Source organism: Rubinisphaera italica (genome assembly GCF_007859715.1).
Classification (GTDB): domain Bacteria; phylum Planctomycetota; class Planctomycetia; order Planctomycetales; family Planctomycetaceae; genus Rubinisphaera; species Rubinisphaera italica.
In genome coordinates this window covers 2,374,789-2,391,357 of record NZ_SJPG01000001.1, presented here as the reverse complement: position 1 = coordinate 2,391,357, position 16,569 = coordinate 2,374,789, and the positions used below count along the sequence as shown (strand labels likewise).

Below are 16,569 nucleotides of genomic sequence, written 5' to 3'. Positions count from 1 at the left end.
AACAAATCCTGTCAATGACTATTATTTTGCTCCGTTCGATTCGCTCAGGCTCCGACGAAAAGCTTCTTCCAATTCGCGGTATTCGGGTGGAGCAGGAGCCAATGTCGGGGCGAATTCATCGAGCCCTTCACGACCACCGGCTGCTCCTTCGCGTGTTTTCCGTTCACCCTGCAATTGCATATTGCGGAGCATTTCATTGAACTGCTTCTGCTTGAGGTCTGGCTCAGCAGCTGTTTCGTTTTGATTCCGAAGATAATCGGCCAGTCGTTCCTGGAACTGTTTCAGATTGTCCTTACTCCAGTTTAATTCCTCAAGCAATTCTTCATCGACTTCACCTCGCTTGAGATCGTCTTCAATTTTATCGAGTACAAGCTCGGCTGCTTTGCGACGATCTTCCAACGTATATTCGTTTTCTGTGGAGTTGTCGGGGGAACCGTCTGCATTGCCGGGCTGAGGTGAATTCTTTGGTTCCCCTTTCATATCGCCGCCGTTGGCTTTTCCGCCCTCTTGTGGTGTCGAGGGCTGACTTCCATCAGCTGGCCCAGATTGCTGTGAAGGTTTGCCGGGCTTGTCTCCTTTCTTGCCCTTCCCCGGTTTGTCGGACTGCCCTTCTTTACCCTCGCCTTCACCTTCTCCTGCCTTGCCTTTGCCTGGCGGCGATTTTGAATCCTGGGGTGACTTCTCCGATGGTCCCTGTTTATTGTCCCCGGGTTTCTGATTCTGAGAATTCTCAGGCTTGTCTCCCTCAGGTTTGTCTGAACCGTCTGGTTTTTGCATATCTTCGGGATTCACCGGAGGCTTCTCGCCCGGAGGATTTTTCGGTTTCTCCTCTGAATTCGGCTTGGCAGACTCTCCCCCCGGCTTCCCATCTGGAGATTTCGGATCGGTTTCTTCCTTGGTTTTCGCATCTGGATCAGCAGGTTTGTCCGAGGGTTTCATCGATTCTTCGCCGGGTGGTTTCGACTCAGGTTTTTTACCGGAATCGTTTGGAGATTTTTCACTTCCCGGTTTCGGTTTATCTCCATTCGGTTTTTCTGAAGGATCTCCTGGCTTTGAGCCATCAGGTTTTGAATTCGGATCCCCTTTTTGTGAAGGAGAATTCTGATCGGGCTTGGATGATGAACTTTCTTTGTCAGAAGAATTCGGCTTCTGGTCGCTCGGCGTGGTTTGTGGATTTTCTGATTGTGGGGGCTTCATCTCGGGATTATTTTCCCGTTCTGTCGGCCCCTGCTCATTTCCTTTGCCAGGTTTGGATTCTCCTTTTCCCGGCTCTTTGGCGGGAGTTTTCTCGGCGTTAGGAGGCTCTGTTCCGTCTGCTGGTTTCTTCGATTCTGCAGAACTATCATCCGGCTTTTCTGAAGATGGTGACTGATTCCCATCAGCCGGAGTTTCCTGCTCGGCTGGGCCTTCTTTCATGTTCTCCGAAGTTGGCTTCTGAGCATCCGCAGGCGCGTTGGGATCCTTTTCAGAAGAATTTTGATCGGGTTTCATATCCTCCGATTCATTACCCGGATCCGGCATCGGGTTATTCTCGGCTGGTTTATTCTTCTCTGGAATTTCAGGCGATTTCGAATCGGGATTGGTCTCCTCGCCCGGCTCCTTCATCGAATCCTCATTCGGAGATTTTTCGCTTTGAGGTGAGTTTTGATCCGATGGCGTGTTGTTTTCAGGTGGCGTATTCTTAGCAGGATCCTGCTCCGGTGGCATCTTCTCGCTGGGAGGTTGAGTCGAATTGGGATCTGGTTTCTGCTCAGCGGAATCGGGATTCGGCTGCTCGGGTTTTGGCTGATTTGGATCGGGATTGTCCCCGGGCTTGTTATCAGGATTGGAAGGATTGTCTTTGTTCTTCTTCTGTTCTTCCTGCATCCGCTCGATCATTTTTTCGAGAACGAGATCATCTTCGTCTCCATCCGGACTGAATTTCGGTTCCTGATCAGCGGCTCCGTCTTTTTTGTTCTCATCGGCTTTGCCCGGCTTATCGGATTTCTCGCCGTTCTTTTCAGAATTTTTTTCAGAGTCGTTCGTCTGATCGGCCCCTGGCTTCTTGTTGGGAGAATTCTCTGTGCCGCCATCCTGCTGATTTTCGTCTTCACCCGGCTCTGTATTTTCTGTTGAAGGCTGCTCAGGTTGATCTTCAGTCATCTCCTGTTCGGGTTCGGGCTGATTTTCAGGATTTTCACGCGCAGGTCGATCCTGCTGCATTTCTTCCTGTCGTTGTTCTTCCTGTTTTTCCTGCTGCTCTGCCTGAGCTGGGTCGATTGCGTCTGTAATTTGAATTCGCAGTTTCGGTGTCTGACGCCGATTCGGATGGGGCAAGCGATTGTCGCGGGCTTCAATCCAGAAGGCGATCGTTTCTCCCGGCACAACCGGCAAACGTTCAAGTTCGAGCACATGCTTCGTACGAATAGCCTGCTGACCAGTTGCATCGATCAATTCACTGGAAATGATCTGCCCCTGCTTTTCGACCTGAACGGATAAGCCGGAAAGCAGGAAGTCAGGATCGTAAGCCTCAATCAAGAGCGGCACAGAGACATTGATCGGACGCGATAAATCAGTTTTAGGATCGATCAATTTGACTTCGGGACGTTCATCAGGACGAATCAAAATCGCGTGCAATGGTGGATTGGAGTCGCGCGAACCATCGGCAGTTTCACACTCGATACTGTAAAAACGGGGATAGGTCCCATCATCCTGAATCCGCAGAGGCCATTGCCCATTGATTTTTGTATTGTCGGAAATTGTCAACGGAAGTTGACCACCACGATCGGTCGGATCTTCCGATTGGTACAATTGAATCCAAGCTTTTGCTATCGCGATATTCGTCTGAGCTTGTAGCGTGACCTCGGAACCTTCGAGGCCATCAATCGCTCCGCCAGGTTGGCGGTAGGCCTGTCGCTGGGTGTAGGCAGGTGGAGTGATGATGACGGAATCGATCGCGGCATGAGGTGCTGGTCTGACGGAAAGTGTGTAGGTTGAGGAATGTCCATCGCCTGCATGCAGGGAATAAGTGGTTGTCTGATCGACACCCCGACCATTTTCGCCAGCGATCAACCCCGTGTATTTTCCGAGCCCCTCTCCGGTTTCGTGAAGTTCAATCCGCTCATCAACAATTCGTCGGTCAGCCGTGGAATACTCCAGCCAGACCTGCTCAGGAATATATCCTTCCAGATAAGCAGAAACTTCAACATGAGTACCAGACGTAATTTCCACACTCCCCGGCTGCACATTCAAAATTTTGGTTTGCGTGGGAGCAGCAACTTCGGTCCACGGAAACAGCAGACGCCAGATGGAATCGACTGTACTTTTGGGAGAGAGAAATGAATAGCCGAATAAAATGACGGTCGTTGCAAGCAGCACATAGAGCCGCGTTTGCAGACCGCTGCGATCGAGCGAATGTTCGACATCAAGATCGTTTAACGTCAATGCGGCTCGACGTTCGAGACTATCCCGAATGGACTGTGGTGTCGAGCGCCCGTGATAGTCGAGATCGACAAGAGTCATCAGATTGTTCGCGAAACCCTGATCCGACTTTTCCAATGTTCGAGCCGCATACAGTGAGGTGATTTCTTTTCCGTTCACGATGCGGAGGAAGTAATAGAGTGCCCCGCCGATGCAACCACATAAACAGGCCCAGCCCAACCAGCGAACGATCTGCGGCAAGCCTTGTGCAAATAACCAGTGATCGAGCAGCACGAAAGCAAGAATCGTGACCATCACACCGCAGACCGCACTGGCGACCAGGAGCATGAGATCGGTTTGCCGAATAAGAGCCTGAGTTCGCCGAACCTGAAAAAGAATGTATTCGGCAAAATCGACATATTTCGGTTGTGTCAGCTCTTCCGTGCTGGCCATCACTTGCCTGTTTCACTTAAACAATGTTTGTAATAAATTATTTAGAACCGCAGGTGAACACAGATTATTTTTTATCCAGGTTAATCTGTGTTCACCTGCGGTTCCTCTGTATTGGTCAATTTCGTCAGGCAATGCCTAAACTACTTTCGCACTGGACTCTGGACTCATGTCCCTATACCCCACACCATTATATCTTTTCGACGTTCATGGGACAGGAAATGTTCCGGGATTCGTGGTTGATCACTGGAATTCCTCACTTTGCCAATCAGATTACACCAGTCCACTTTTCTTGCGCAGAATCCATTCGAGCGTCATCAGGCCAGCAAAAATCAACAAAATGGGCCAGCCATCCCATAAATTAAGGCGTGAAGCGATTTCATTGCCCTTTTTCCACGGTTTTCGTTCTAAATAATCTTGAAGGAACTCCTTAAGCCCCTCGGATGACACGACTTGCGAATCTGTTGTTAAACCTGCCTGCGTAGCGATTTCTTCCATCAGGGCTCGATCGACGACCGGATGATCCAATTCCAGGTCGCGATCATGAACCAGAAACCGGGTTGTGGCGGGAAATCCAAGCGTAGCATTTGCACCCGAAGTCGCAACTTCGACAAAGTAATCCCCCGGTTCGAGAGTTTCATCGAAGTATCCTACCATTCCTTGATCTGATGGTAATCCGGTGACGAACCGTTCTTCTCCCTTTGTGTTGACGACTTTCGCAGTCAGTTCCGCGGTCGTGATCGGTTGCCCCTTTTCATCGCGAGCCCCGTATTCGAGCGTAACTCTTCCGCCCGGATCAACCGCTTTTGGTGTAACATTCACCCAGATCGGTTGATCGGTATCCAACTCTTTATGAGCCAGCCACAGGACCGCCTGTCTCCAGAAGCGGCGATGCGCTTGTTCAAAACCCGCCTGCGACCACAAATAGGTTTGATCAAACGCCAGACACATCACCCGACTACGTCCCGTTTCCGCAGCAACGATCAAATGTTCGCCCGTCACACTGGTGGCCAGAACCTCGACAAAATCGGATTTCGCCTGAATTCTCGTCGCCCCCTGTAAAGGGGGCAAATCTTTCCAGGCCTGTTCGTTGTTGGCGACTGAGTCGATGCGGGTAACATAATGCCGATTTCCGGCTGCGGTGGGGATCAACTGGATATCGTCTCGAATTTGCGTCTGCTCATTGAACACGTCGGCTGGTTGAGTTTCGCCATCTCGCATCAAAACGGGAATCATGTTCTGCAGCGGAGAACGGGCATAGCCCCCTGCCCCGTAGGTGTGATATCCCCCCATCATCATCAAACCGGCTCCATCGCGGACACGTTCGGCCAGCAACCGCAGATTTTCTTCTCCCATTTGAGCAGCAGGAACATCGCCAATGATGTATACATCATAACGTCCCGGCTCAAACCATTTGCGATCGACTTTGACTTCGCCTGCAAACTGACCAGACCGCATTAACTGAAAGTCTATCTGAACTTTTTCTGAGGCATTGAGTTGTCGAATCGATTTGATTTCGGTTCGGAAAATATCAAAATATGCAACCCGGAGCCCCCCCTTACGAACCGTGATTAAAGTTTGGCGTGTGTTATTACGAGTCTGCACTTCGGAAGCGATCGGCTCGACGGTGGCGGCAATTTTGTATTCTCCCGCCAACTCGGGCGTCAGCGAAAGTTCGATGACTTCCGAGCCGGACGCAAACCGCGTTTCAAAGATCACCTCGGAATTGGAATATTCCGAGGGAGGAATCGGCACCATCTCGCCGGATTCCTGAGCCTTGAGCCCCGAGCGATTTTCCATCAGAAGACGCACCCTCAATCGTTGACCTCCAGCCCCATCCCATCGCAAACCAACGCGGACGGGAACCCGTTTCTTGACAAAGACCACGGGATCGACCTGGATTTCTTCAATTGCGACATCGGCAGCCGCAGAAGTCGAAGCCGCTTGGCCCATCGGAATGGGATAGACAGAAACGCCCAGTTCTCCGAGTTCACGAGCCGCCAAGCGAGGATCCTGATCGCGCGGCGGTACCGAACGCTGGGCTCCATCACTGAGAAAAAAGATGGAGGCCAGTGGTGATTGCGCATGACGTTTAACGGCATCTTCCAGCACCGCACCAATCGCAGTCTGAGTGCCGGGAGATTCCGGAGTATATTCCTCCACCGATTGCAAATTCCCAGCAAAATCCATACGGGTCAGCGTCACTTCGTCTGAGAGGGAATCCAGCTGACCTTTCACGGAATCGAGAGTATTGATCAAAGCCTCTCGCCGACTGATTCCGCCAGGGCCATCATTTACGGACATACTGCGGCTCTGATCGGCAACGATCCAGACTTGGGCTTTCTCTCCATCCGGAGAAATCCACTGCAATTGAGGACGCACCATGCCAACCAGCAGCACAACGACTGTTAACAGTCTCACTCCTGCCAGCAGATGGCGTCGTCCGGCGGACAAGCCAACAGACATTCGATACCCCAGCCAGACGGTGGCTACCGCCAGCAATATCACAATCACAATCGACGGAAGCGACCAGATCGGATCAAGTTGGAGTCGAATTTCAGGCATGATTTTAATGTGTAAGTGCGCTCTGTTCTTTTTTCGGGTTGCGGGGGCGCTCCGCTTTTGCGGAAGCCCCGGTTGTTTATTTTCGGGGGCTTCTCTTCGAGAGCGCCCCCGCCACCCCCGTCGAAGTTTTTAAATTCCGAATAAGTTTATGTTCCTTCAGTCCGGTAAAACAAATTGGCAACCAGATGCTCTGAGAGAAAGAAGATAACGAGCAACGTCATTAACAGTGGGTAGGCTTCGATTCCGATTCTTCCTAACAAAACTGAGCGTTCCAGTTCTTCAAAACTGCGTGATAGCTGCCAGCGATTTTCGCCGAAAAGTTCATCGAGTTCACCAAATGTCAGTCGAGTCATGTTTGTTTCATTGTCGTTCAATTGCAGAGAAAATCCGTAATCACTGATGGCATTCGATGGGAACAACAGACGATAATTTCCAGCGGTTCCAAAGGAAACATCTTCCGGTCGAAAATTGTCTCTCTGATTTTGAGGATCCGCATCATTTTGACTTGATGTGATGACAAGACGGTCGGAACGAAATGGAATTTCGATTTGATTCTGTCGCAATCCCGGCATCCGTAACAACGCTTTTTCGTGACTGGCTTCAGCGGGGACTTCGATGAATATCGGACTCCCCACCGTTCTATTAAGAGGACTTTTCTGGCCTCCCGCGAGAAAGCGAGTCGTTTGGTCGGCCCAGGCCGCGTAGATCCAGCCGAGCCGAGCCAGATCGCTCCAGTTTTTTTGACGAGCGGCATCGGTGAGATCAACAGCCGTTGCAATCATGAGTGTTTGCCCCAGACCGAACGAGCGGACAATCACTGCCGGATTTCGTTCGCCATCGCTAAATCGGGCTAATACAGATGATTCCACGGAAGGTTCCATTTTGAAATAACGACGAATCCCAGCTGTGGAAAACAGGCTCAAGGCATCAAGTTGATCGAGATAGCTGAACACCGGATGATCCGCGCGAACGATTTCCAGCGTCGCGGGTGGATTTGCCCGTGAATGCACAGTCGGCTTTCCGGGAATCCACTCCAGTTGAGCGTGTTCCGTATAATTGAGAGAATCAATACGAGTCGAACCCAGAATGATGCCCAGTCCCCCACCCTTTCGGACATAATTCCGCAATCGATCCCAGGCCGTTGAAGAAAGAAGTTCGACATTGAGCAGATAGATCACATCAGGAGGATCTGAATTTGCCTGATCCAACTGACTGGCGACCTGTTGAGGGGAGTACATTTTCACTTCATATTGATGAGCATTCCTCTCGACCAGTCCGTTCGGTGCCAACGCCTGCTGCCAGACAAATGCTTCCTCTGGTTTTTCAGACACAATCCAGATCGTTTCCCGAGGCTGCACAAACACTGAAAACGGCAGAGTATCATCTGCGGAAAGGGGATCGCTGGTGGCGAGTTTCAATTCACCCTGGAAGGCTCCGTTTTTCTCTGCAACGAAGGTCATGGCGATTTGTGATGTTTGATCGGGAGGAACCGTGACCATTTTCTGATCCCGTTTAATCAACGATCCGCTGCCATCATCGAGCAAAAGTTCCACGAGACAATTTGTTTCATCGGGAGATTGATTCACGACATCAGCGGTCACACGGACTAACGATCCCTGTACAACCCGTTCTCGAGAGAGTGAGAGGTTCGATAAACCATAATTGGTCGCGTCATCGATTCCGACATCGATCACATATATCCGTAACCAGGGCGATCGCTCCAACTCGGCTCGCAAACGACTGGCATCTTCGAGTTGCCATGCGGAACTGAGTCGGTCGGTATAAATATAGATTTCCCGCAGGAAGCGATCATCCGCGTCTTCTCCACCGGCTTCTGCCAGGACTCGGTCCCGATCATCGTTCTGCAACTGGATGGCTGCAATGACGGTTTCGTTTAACAGGTCGGACGCATCTCGCGGTCGCATCCCATCGGTTTTCTGCAGACGGGTTTCTGCCGCATTGAGTTCGTTCAGAAATTTGACAGGCCGCAAGGTTCCGTTATCACTGATGGCGACTTTGGATCCCGAGGGAAATGTGCGAACCTGTTCGAGAGCGAGCTTGCGAGCCGTTTCGATGCGGTTCTGATTTTCGTGCTGGTAACCCATACTCGCACTGACATCAAATAACAGCACCGCAGCAGCCGGCACGTTCAACTGGCGTGGTCCTTCTGGATTTCCCAACTCGGCAAAAACTCGCTGCTGATAAGGCCAGGCGACAATCAATAACGCGAGTAATATTGTGCCGACGACTGTGGCAGAATTCAGGCAGGTGTTTCGCCAGCGTCGCTGATATTGAGCGGTCGGTTTTCTGGCCCAGAAATGTTTACCGAGCCCATAACCAATGGCTGCAAGAATGCCGACGAAAATCAGTCGCATCCATTCTCCCGAGTTGAGTCCATAATTGGCAGCGGGGAGTGTCGGCCGGGCGACGGCGAGGACAATGAGAATCAGTACCAGTATCCGTAACAGCAGCAACCCGACGTGGCGTAAGCGCAGTCGTTGCACGCTCTGCTTTTTGATATTGGCCAGCAGGCGCAAGGCCGGAAAGTCGAGCTTCTTCGGACGGGCCCGCATCAGAAAATGCAGCACGACAGGGATCGCCGCCAGAGCAAGTCCAAGAAGTAAGGCTGGATGCAGAACAGACATGAACGATGAAATAGCTCAAACGAAAGGTGTCTCGATTCCCGATGCAAAAACCGGGAATCGTTGGGGTGAAATATCAATCCTCAAGTTCTGATATCATACACCCTGCAAGCGTTCAGGGGAATGGGACGCGCGATCCATACTTCGGGGGCTTCTCTTCGAGAGCGCCCCCGCCACCCGCCTTCGCATTTCAACGATGAATTGTTAACAAACGCCAATTGACGAACTGCAGGAGCAAACAAGACGAACATCCTCCTTGTGCACCAATGCGACTGCCCCCGGTCGAGCGGAACGCTCGTTAGAAGATGCCGAGTTGGTCTTTGGCGTCGTCGGTCATCATTTCTGGTCCCCAGGGGGGAGACATCGTCAGTTTGATTTCGGCATTATTGACGCCGGGCATGGCTGTGATGGCATCGCGAGCCTGGGCGACAATTTGCGGGCCAGCCGGGCAAGAGGGGCTGGTTAAGGTCATGGTCACAACAACATCGTTGTTTTCTTCTGTGATGTCGTAAACGAGACCGAGGTCGACGATATTGACGAAGAGTTCGGGGTCGATGACCTGTTTGAGGGAGTCGAGCATGGCTCCGACCATTGGAGCGTCGGAGGAAGTTTCACTGCTGGAAGCAGCGGGGGCTACTTCAGTGTTTGCCTCAGATGTTTCTGCTGCGGTGGGTTCCGAAGCGGCAGCTGTCGGTGTCGAAGTCGTTGCAAAAGAGGCTTGTTGAGAATTATCTGACTGACTCGGGCGAGCATAGATTTCGTCATCGCGAAATTCGAGGTCGAACGTTTGAATCGGCTGAGTAGCAGGCATGCACAACGCTGCTCCGGATTTCAAATCGAATCGGGCACCGTGGCGGGGACATTCGATAGTGCCGTTTTCAACGGGACCATCGGTCAGAGGTTGGCCATCGTGTGTGCAGACATCTTCAATCGCATAATACTTATCATCGTAGCGAATCAGGACGGCTGGCAGATCGTCGATAATTACTGAGAGACGTTCCTGTCCTTCCAGTTCGGATAAGGAGGCAACTCGCTCCCACGCAGCTTCGTTCATGGTTATTTCTCTATTTAATCGCTGTTGATTATGGTACAAAATTGGAGGTCAGGCATTGCCTGACAGGAATTATTATCGGCGTCAAATCTTGTCAGGCAGTGCCTGACCTACACGTTTATGCTTCGTTGCCGAAACCGAGTTTTGTTTGCACGGTTTGACTGAGAGTTTCCCGAACCAGTTCCACGGGAATCCGATCGAAGACCTGCTGGAAGAACCCTTCCACGATTACATGCATGGCTTCGTCTCGTGAAACACCACGACTCATGCAGTACAGGATCTGTTCTTCATCAACCTGTCCAGCCGTCGCGGCATGGGTACAGCGAACATCGTCGGCGTTGATTTCCAATCCTGGAATCGCATCGACCCGGGCATCGTGGCTAAGAATCAGGGAATCGTTTCGCTGATAGCCATCGGTCTGCTGAGCGATTTCATCGACTTCAATCATCCCACGCCAAATCATACGCGCACGATCTCGGACCACTTCTTTGTACAACAAGTCGGAATGTGTGTTCGGAGCTTTGTGAGCTTGACGTGTATAATAGGAAAGCTTCTGACGGTCAGTCGCGAAGGCGACGCCGTTCACCTGGGCGTCAGAACCTCGTCCATCGAGCATAACATCCTGATGAACGTGTGAGAATTTGCTGCCCAGTGCTCCGACAGTCCATTGCAGGGCGGCATCCCGTTCGACGCGTCCGCATTGATGGGCAAAGTGGAAGACTCGCTCGTTCCAGTTTTGCAATTGCACGTATGCGAGGCGAGCGTTCTTGCCAACAAGCAGTTCGATCGCTCCCATGTGCAGGCCAGCAGCTTTAGGATCAGCTGAGGAAGTCTCTTCCAGCAGCGTTGCCTGAGCACCTTCTTCGAGCACGACTAATGTGTGAGAGAAATCAGCGGCTCCAGTTTGAGCCAGTCCGATCAAACTGTGCAGCGGCTGCTTCAACTCGACATTACGGGGTACGTACAAAAACGCTCCGCCGGTCCAGAATGCGGCATGCCAGGCGGCAAAACGGTCTGCATCCGGCTGAACAGCTTTGGTCATGAAGTACTGCTGTATTAACTCGGGATGTTCCGAAATCGCTTCGTTAAGACTGCAGAAGATAACCCCCTGCTCTTTCAACTCGGAATTGAGTTCACTGCGAATCGTCGTGCCATCGACATGAGCCACATGGCCTGCGAATTCTCCACGATCGACCATTAACGTCGCGAACTGATTCGCAGCATTCTCGGTCGCATTTCCTGAGACCACTGAATAATCAGCCGGTCGGAAGAGCCGCAGGTCGATGCGACGAAACTCTTCGGGATCGAGTGGTTGATCGCACAAATCCTGATAGGTCGCAAAGGCCTCAATTCGTCGTTTAACAACCCATTGGGGTTCATTGCGTGTCGCCAGAAACGCTTCAAAGCCTTCTGCAGTGGCGATTGAAATTTTTTGTTCGGTCATCTCCATCTCAACGTATCTTTCTTCCGCAGTGTTCTTGCAATCGCCTGTACAAATCTAATTGTAAGGCGAGCCGAGTCAGTCATGACTCGGGTTTTGTCATGATTCTAATGCGATTTATACACGAATTTTATCGATGCTAAATCGGGCGTACCCGAACCATAACTGGCTCGGCTCGCCTCAATATGCATTCGTATTAACCAACCGAACCTTCCATCTGAAGTTCGATCAGACGGTTCATTTCGACGGCATATTCCATCGGCAACTCTTTCACGAGTGGCTCGATGAAACCGGTAACAATCATCGCAGAGGCTTCTGCTTCTGTCAGGCCGCGACTCATCAGATACAACAACTGTTCTTCGGCAATCTTGGATACGGATGCTTCGTGTTCAATTGCCACGTTATTTTCATCGATTTCGATGTAGGGATACGTATCGCTCTTACTTTTCGGGTCAAGAATCAACGCATCGCACACGACATTTGATTTGCAGTTTTCGGCTCCATCCTGGACTTTGACCAGTCCACGATAGCTCGAACGTCCGCCATCTTTCGAAATACTTTTCGAGATAATTCGGCTCGATGTATTCGGAGCACAGTGTACCATTTTGGCACCGGCATCCTGATGCTGGCCCTGAGAGGCGAAGGCGATTGATAGTGTTTCGCCGCGAGCTCCAGGTTCCATCAGATAGATTGCTGGGTACTTCATAGTCAACTTGGAGCCGAGGTTTCCATCGACCCATTCCATCAGAGAATCGCCGTAGGCCATTGCCCGTTTGGTCACAAGGTTATACACGTTGTTTGACCAGTTCTGGATGGTCGTATAACGACAGCGACCGCCACGCTTGACTACGATTTCCACAACAGCCGAATGAAGACTGTCACTGCTGTATGTTGGAGCGGTGCAGCCTTCGACATAATGAACCGAAGCTCCTTCATCGACGATGATGAGCGTCCGTTCGAATTGACCCATGTTCTGGGTATTGATTCGGAAGTAAGCCTGCAGAGGGAATTCGATGTGGACTCCCGGCGGAACGTAGATGAACGATCCCCCCGACCAGACAGCCGAGTTAAGAGCCGCGAATTTGTTATCTGCAGGTGGAATGATTGTGCCGAAGTGTTCACGGAAAATCTCCGGATGATCCCGCAAAGCGGAGTCGGTATCGGTGAACAACACACCCTGTTTGGTCAGATCTTCCTGAAGGGAGCCGTAGACCACTTCGGATTCATACTGAGCTTTCACGCCGGAAAGATACTTCTTCTCCGCTTCAGGAATCCCGAGACGATCGTAGGTTTTACGGATATCTTCAGGAACATCATCCCAGGATTTTTCCTGCCCCTGAGAGGCTTTTACATAGTAGAAGATGTTCTGGAAATCGAGATCGGACATATCGCCACCCCAGTAGGGCATCGGCTTCTGTTCGAAGATTTCCAGCGATTTGAGGCGGAATTCGAGCATCCAGTCCGGCTCTTTTTTCAACTTGGAAATCTGTGTCACGATTTCCGCGTTCAATCCTTTTTGACCCGTAAATTCATACGTGTCTGTCGGATCGTGAAAGCCGTAACGGTAATCTCCGATATCAACCTGATTCTTATCTGCGGTATCAGTAGACACTGTGAACTCCTCTTCTCTTTATGTGTACCACTCATTTTTCAACGAGCGGAAGAAATCAAATTCTCAACTCAAATTCGCTACTCATCACCAAACTACTTGGCAACTGTTTCCTGTTCAGTTTCCAGAGCCGCTTCTTCAGGATGTCGTTTGCGAACTTCGGTGTATCCATTTTCGTGCAACTCGCGAGCTAGAGAAGCATCGCCCGTTTCGACGATTTTCCCGGCCAGCATGACATGCGTAAATTGAGGTTCATTGTATTCGAGCAAGCGTTCGTGATGGGTGATGATCAACACGCCCATTTCCGGACCGGATAATTTGGCCAGGCCTTCACTCACCACCCGGACGGCATCACTGTCGAGTCCGCTATCGGTTTCGTCGAGAATGGCGAATTTTGGTTTGAGCATCGCCAGCTGGAGAATTTCCATCCGCTTCTTTTCCCCACCGGAAAAGCCGTCGTTCAGATAACGGCGAGCGAACTCGCTGTCCATATTGAGCTGATCCATCGTTTGGCGAAGCTCGGTACGAAACTCCCGCATCGGCATCAGGTTTTCACCTTCTTTGCGTTCCGGATTGCGAATATTGGAGATCGCCAGTCGCAGGAAGTCGGCGACTTTCACACCGGGAATCGTGACGGGATACTGAAATGCGAGGAACAATCCGAGACGAGCCCGTTCGCAGGCATCGAGTTCGGCCAGATCGACTCCGCCGATTTCGATTTTCCCATGCGTGATTTCGTACTTGGGATGTCCCATCAAAGCGTAGGCGAGTGTACTTTTGCCGGAACCGTTTGGTCCCATCAAAGCATGGATTTCGCCCTGTTTGACTTCCAGATTCACTCCAGTGAGGATGGGAGTTTCGCCAACTTTGACGTGAAGATCTTCGATTTTGAGTACTGAATTCATCGTCCTGCCATCAATTCCTGTTTAGTTGTCATTAATACTGACAGATTCTACTTGCTCGAATCCACTGTGAGTTCAACGTGCTCGAAACGGCAACAACTGTGACCGTCGACACAACGCTGAGTCAATTCCAGTGGCACACCTAAAATATGCTCAAAAACCGTTTGTTCGAGTTCACAGATGGAGCGATCCTCCACTGCGAGATCGTGATACGGGCAACATTTTTCCGTCAGCGAAACCTTATCGATCTGCTGATCGACTTCACATTGATATCCATAATCCTGCAAAACCTGCTGCAATTGCTGGATTCTTTCGGAAAGGTCGATGCCGTCAATGTCCCGACCGTAACGGTTGATTAACGTTTTTTTCAGTTCAGCCGCGATTTGAGACCTTATTGCAGGATCTTCAATGTGACTGATCTGTTGCCAGAGTACGGTTGCGAGTTCGGAATAATTCTCTCCGAATTCGCGTTTTCCTTTATTCGTCACACGATATTCATGCTGCGGACGGCCACGACCTTGACGAACGGTGGTCCGCTCAACAAGACCTGCAGCCATCAGTCCCGTCAGTCTAATCCGAATCGCATTTGTCGTCACACCTTGAGAATCGCACAATTGTGCAATCGTTGCCGACTCCAGTTCCATCAGGCTCTGGAGAAAGTCACGATCAGCTTGTTTGAGCGATTCTAACATGAAATTGAAAATGTTCCCGTTTCAGACTGATTTCGGCTTTCGTTATTGATTACGACCCAATTGTAGAGGTTTTCACAATTAAAACAACTTCAATTGTTTCAAATCAAAGTTTTTGTAGAATCGCTCTGGGTCATTTTGTCGTAAGTCGATATTTACTATGGTTGTACGTCAGCAGATGCTCGGCTCGGCACGTTCGCGACCATTCACCAATTGATCAGACATTTCGGGAATAGAACCATGGCTCAAAAAGAACAATGGGGCACACGCATCGGAGTGATTCTCGCAGTCGCCGGCTCAGCCGTCGGGCTGGGAAACTTTCTTCGATTCCCCGGTCAGGCCGCTTCCAATGGCGGGGGAGCTTTTATGATCCCCTACTTCATTTCTTTGTTGATCCTGGGAATTCCGCTCTGCTGGGCGGAATGGACCATGGGCCGTTATGCCGGAATTCGAGGATTTCACTCGGCTCCCGGAATTTTCAGCGTGATCTGTCGACGTCGAGGAGCTCGATACTTTGGCACATTGGCCCTTCTAATTCCCCTGATCATCTATATGTATTATGTGGTAATTGAAGCCTGGTGCCTGAGTTATGCGATCAGTTATCTTGATGGCAGTCTGATGCCAGAAAGTAATCCGGGCGATTATGGTGAATATTTCAATGCGTTTGTCGGCATGGGAGCTGACGGTTCCTTATTTCAGCCTGGGCACAGAGACTTTCTGGGAATTTTGATATTCACATTCGTATTAAACTTTTTCTTCATCTACCGAGGAGTGACGAAAGGAATCGAAGCGTTTTGCCGCGTAGCGATGCCTTTGATGGTTGTTTTGGCATTGATTGTTCTCGTTCGTGTTTTGACATTGGGTTCCCCTCTGCCCGACCAACCGGATCGAAATGTGGTTGGTGGACTGGGAGCGATGTGGAATCCCAACTTTGCTAAACTGGCAGATCCGCAAACCTGGCTGGCAGCCTCGGGGCAGATCTTTTTCAGTCTCTCAGTGGGTTTTGGTGTCATCGTCAATTACGCCAGTTACATGCGCCGTAACGATGACGTCGCTTTGAGTGGTTTGACTGCGACCAGCATGAACGAATTTTTTGAAGTCTGTCTGGGTGGGATGATTACATTGCCAGCTGCGTTCATTTTTCTGGGAGCAGCCTCTCAGGATATGGGAACATTCGGACTGGGATTCTCTGCATTACCGAATGTCTTTGCCCACATGCCAGGTGGTCAGATCTTTGGTTTCCTGTGGTTCTTCATGTTATTTATCGCGGCGATCACCAGCAGTTTATCGATGCTTCAACCCGTGATCGCCTTCTTCGAAGAAGGCCTCGGATTAAAACGTCATGCCGCTGCGGCTATTTTAGGATTACTTGCGGCTATCGGTTCCGGTTTTGTAACCTGGTTTTCAAAAGATATTAAAGCTCTGGATACGTTGGATTTCTGGGTCGGTACGGCTGCTATTTTTGTTCTGGCAATGGTTCAGGCAATTATGTATGGCTGGGTTTTCGGAATTGAACGCGGTCACAAGGAATTGCACGAAGGCTCGCACATTCGAGTTCCATTTGCTCTGCAAATCATGTTGAAGTACGTGACGCCGTTTTATCTGATCGTCATTTTCTGTGCCTTCTGCTATTCCAATGTGCCTGGATATGTAACGTCCATCAGTGAGAGTGAAGTTGCCGTTGCTTCAATAATGTTCATTCTGCTAGTGGCCACGTTCCTGTTTGTGCTGGTGCACATAGCCGGGATTCGCTGGATGAAAGAAGGGAAATACGATTTCCTGTATCAAGATGAAGAGAAAGCCATTCAGGATTAAGCGTCT

General features: G+C 50.5%; 9 protein-coding genes. 1 reads left to right on the top strand and 8 read right to left on the bottom strand.

Going from position 1 to position 16,569, the window contains the following annotated elements:
• Positions 1-21 precede the first annotated feature (21 nt).
• The 8 genes from Pan54_RS09040 to Pan54_RS09005 all read right to left on the bottom strand — a co-directional run bounded on the left by Pan54_RS09040 (position 22) and on the right by Pan54_RS09005 (position 14,751).
• On the bottom strand, positions 22-3,852 hold the full coding sequence (locus tag Pan54_RS09040) for a hypothetical protein (RefSeq protein WP_146503173.1): 3,831 nt from the start codon (positions 3,850-3,852) through the stop codon (positions 22-24).
• Positions 3,853-4,122: 270 nt separating this feature from the next.
• On the bottom strand, positions 4,123-6,414 hold the full coding sequence (locus Pan54_RS09035) for a glutamine amidotransferase (RefSeq protein WP_146503172.1): 2,292 nt from the start codon (positions 6,412-6,414) through the stop codon (positions 4,123-4,125).
• A 146-nt stretch (positions 6,415-6,560) separates the two neighbouring features.
• Positions 6,561-9,059, bottom strand: a complete 2,499-nt coding sequence (locus Pan54_RS09030) for a BatA domain-containing protein (RefSeq protein ID WP_146503171.1) — start codon at positions 9,057-9,059, stop codon at positions 6,561-6,563.
• Between the two features lie 295 nt (positions 9,060-9,354).
• Positions 9,355-10,110 carry an iron-sulfur cluster assembly protein gene (locus Pan54_RS26645; protein ID WP_146503170.1) on the bottom strand — a complete coding sequence of 252 codons (756 nt, stop codon included), beginning with the start codon at positions 10,108-10,110 and terminating at the stop codon, positions 9,355-9,357.
• Between the two features lie 115 nt (positions 10,111-10,225).
• Positions 10,226-11,551 carry a Fe-S cluster assembly protein SufD gene (gene sufD / locus Pan54_RS09020; protein WP_242631264.1) on the bottom strand — a complete coding sequence of 442 codons (1,326 nt, stop codon included), beginning with the start codon at positions 11,549-11,551 and terminating at the stop codon, positions 10,226-10,228.
• A gap of 193 nt (positions 11,552-11,744) precedes the next feature.
• Complete coding sequence (sufB, locus tag Pan54_RS09015; RefSeq protein ID WP_146503168.1) at positions 11,745-13,160, bottom strand: Fe-S cluster assembly protein SufB; 1,416 nt, start codon at positions 13,158-13,160, stop codon at positions 11,745-11,747.
• Between the two features lie 92 nt (positions 13,161-13,252).
• Complete coding sequence (gene sufC / locus Pan54_RS09010; protein WP_146503167.1) at positions 13,253-14,062, bottom strand: Fe-S cluster assembly ATPase SufC; 810 nt, start codon at positions 14,060-14,062, stop codon at positions 13,253-13,255.
• A 47-nt stretch (positions 14,063-14,109) separates the two neighbouring features.
• Positions 14,110-14,751 (bottom strand): helix-turn-helix transcriptional regulator, encoded by a 642-nt coding sequence (locus tag Pan54_RS09005; protein WP_146503166.1) that lies wholly within the window; start codon positions 14,749-14,751, stop codon positions 14,110-14,112.
• Between the two features lie 237 nt (positions 14,752-14,988).
• Here Pan54_RS09005 and Pan54_RS09000 point away from each other — a divergent pair, with 237 nt between their 5' ends.
• The gene (locus tag Pan54_RS09000) at positions 14,989-16,563 is read left to right on the top strand and encodes a sodium-dependent transporter (protein ID WP_146503165.1); all 1,575 of its coding nucleotides are present in this window, start codon (positions 14,989-14,991) and stop codon (positions 16,561-16,563) included.
• Positions 16,564-16,569 lie beyond the last annotated feature (6 nt).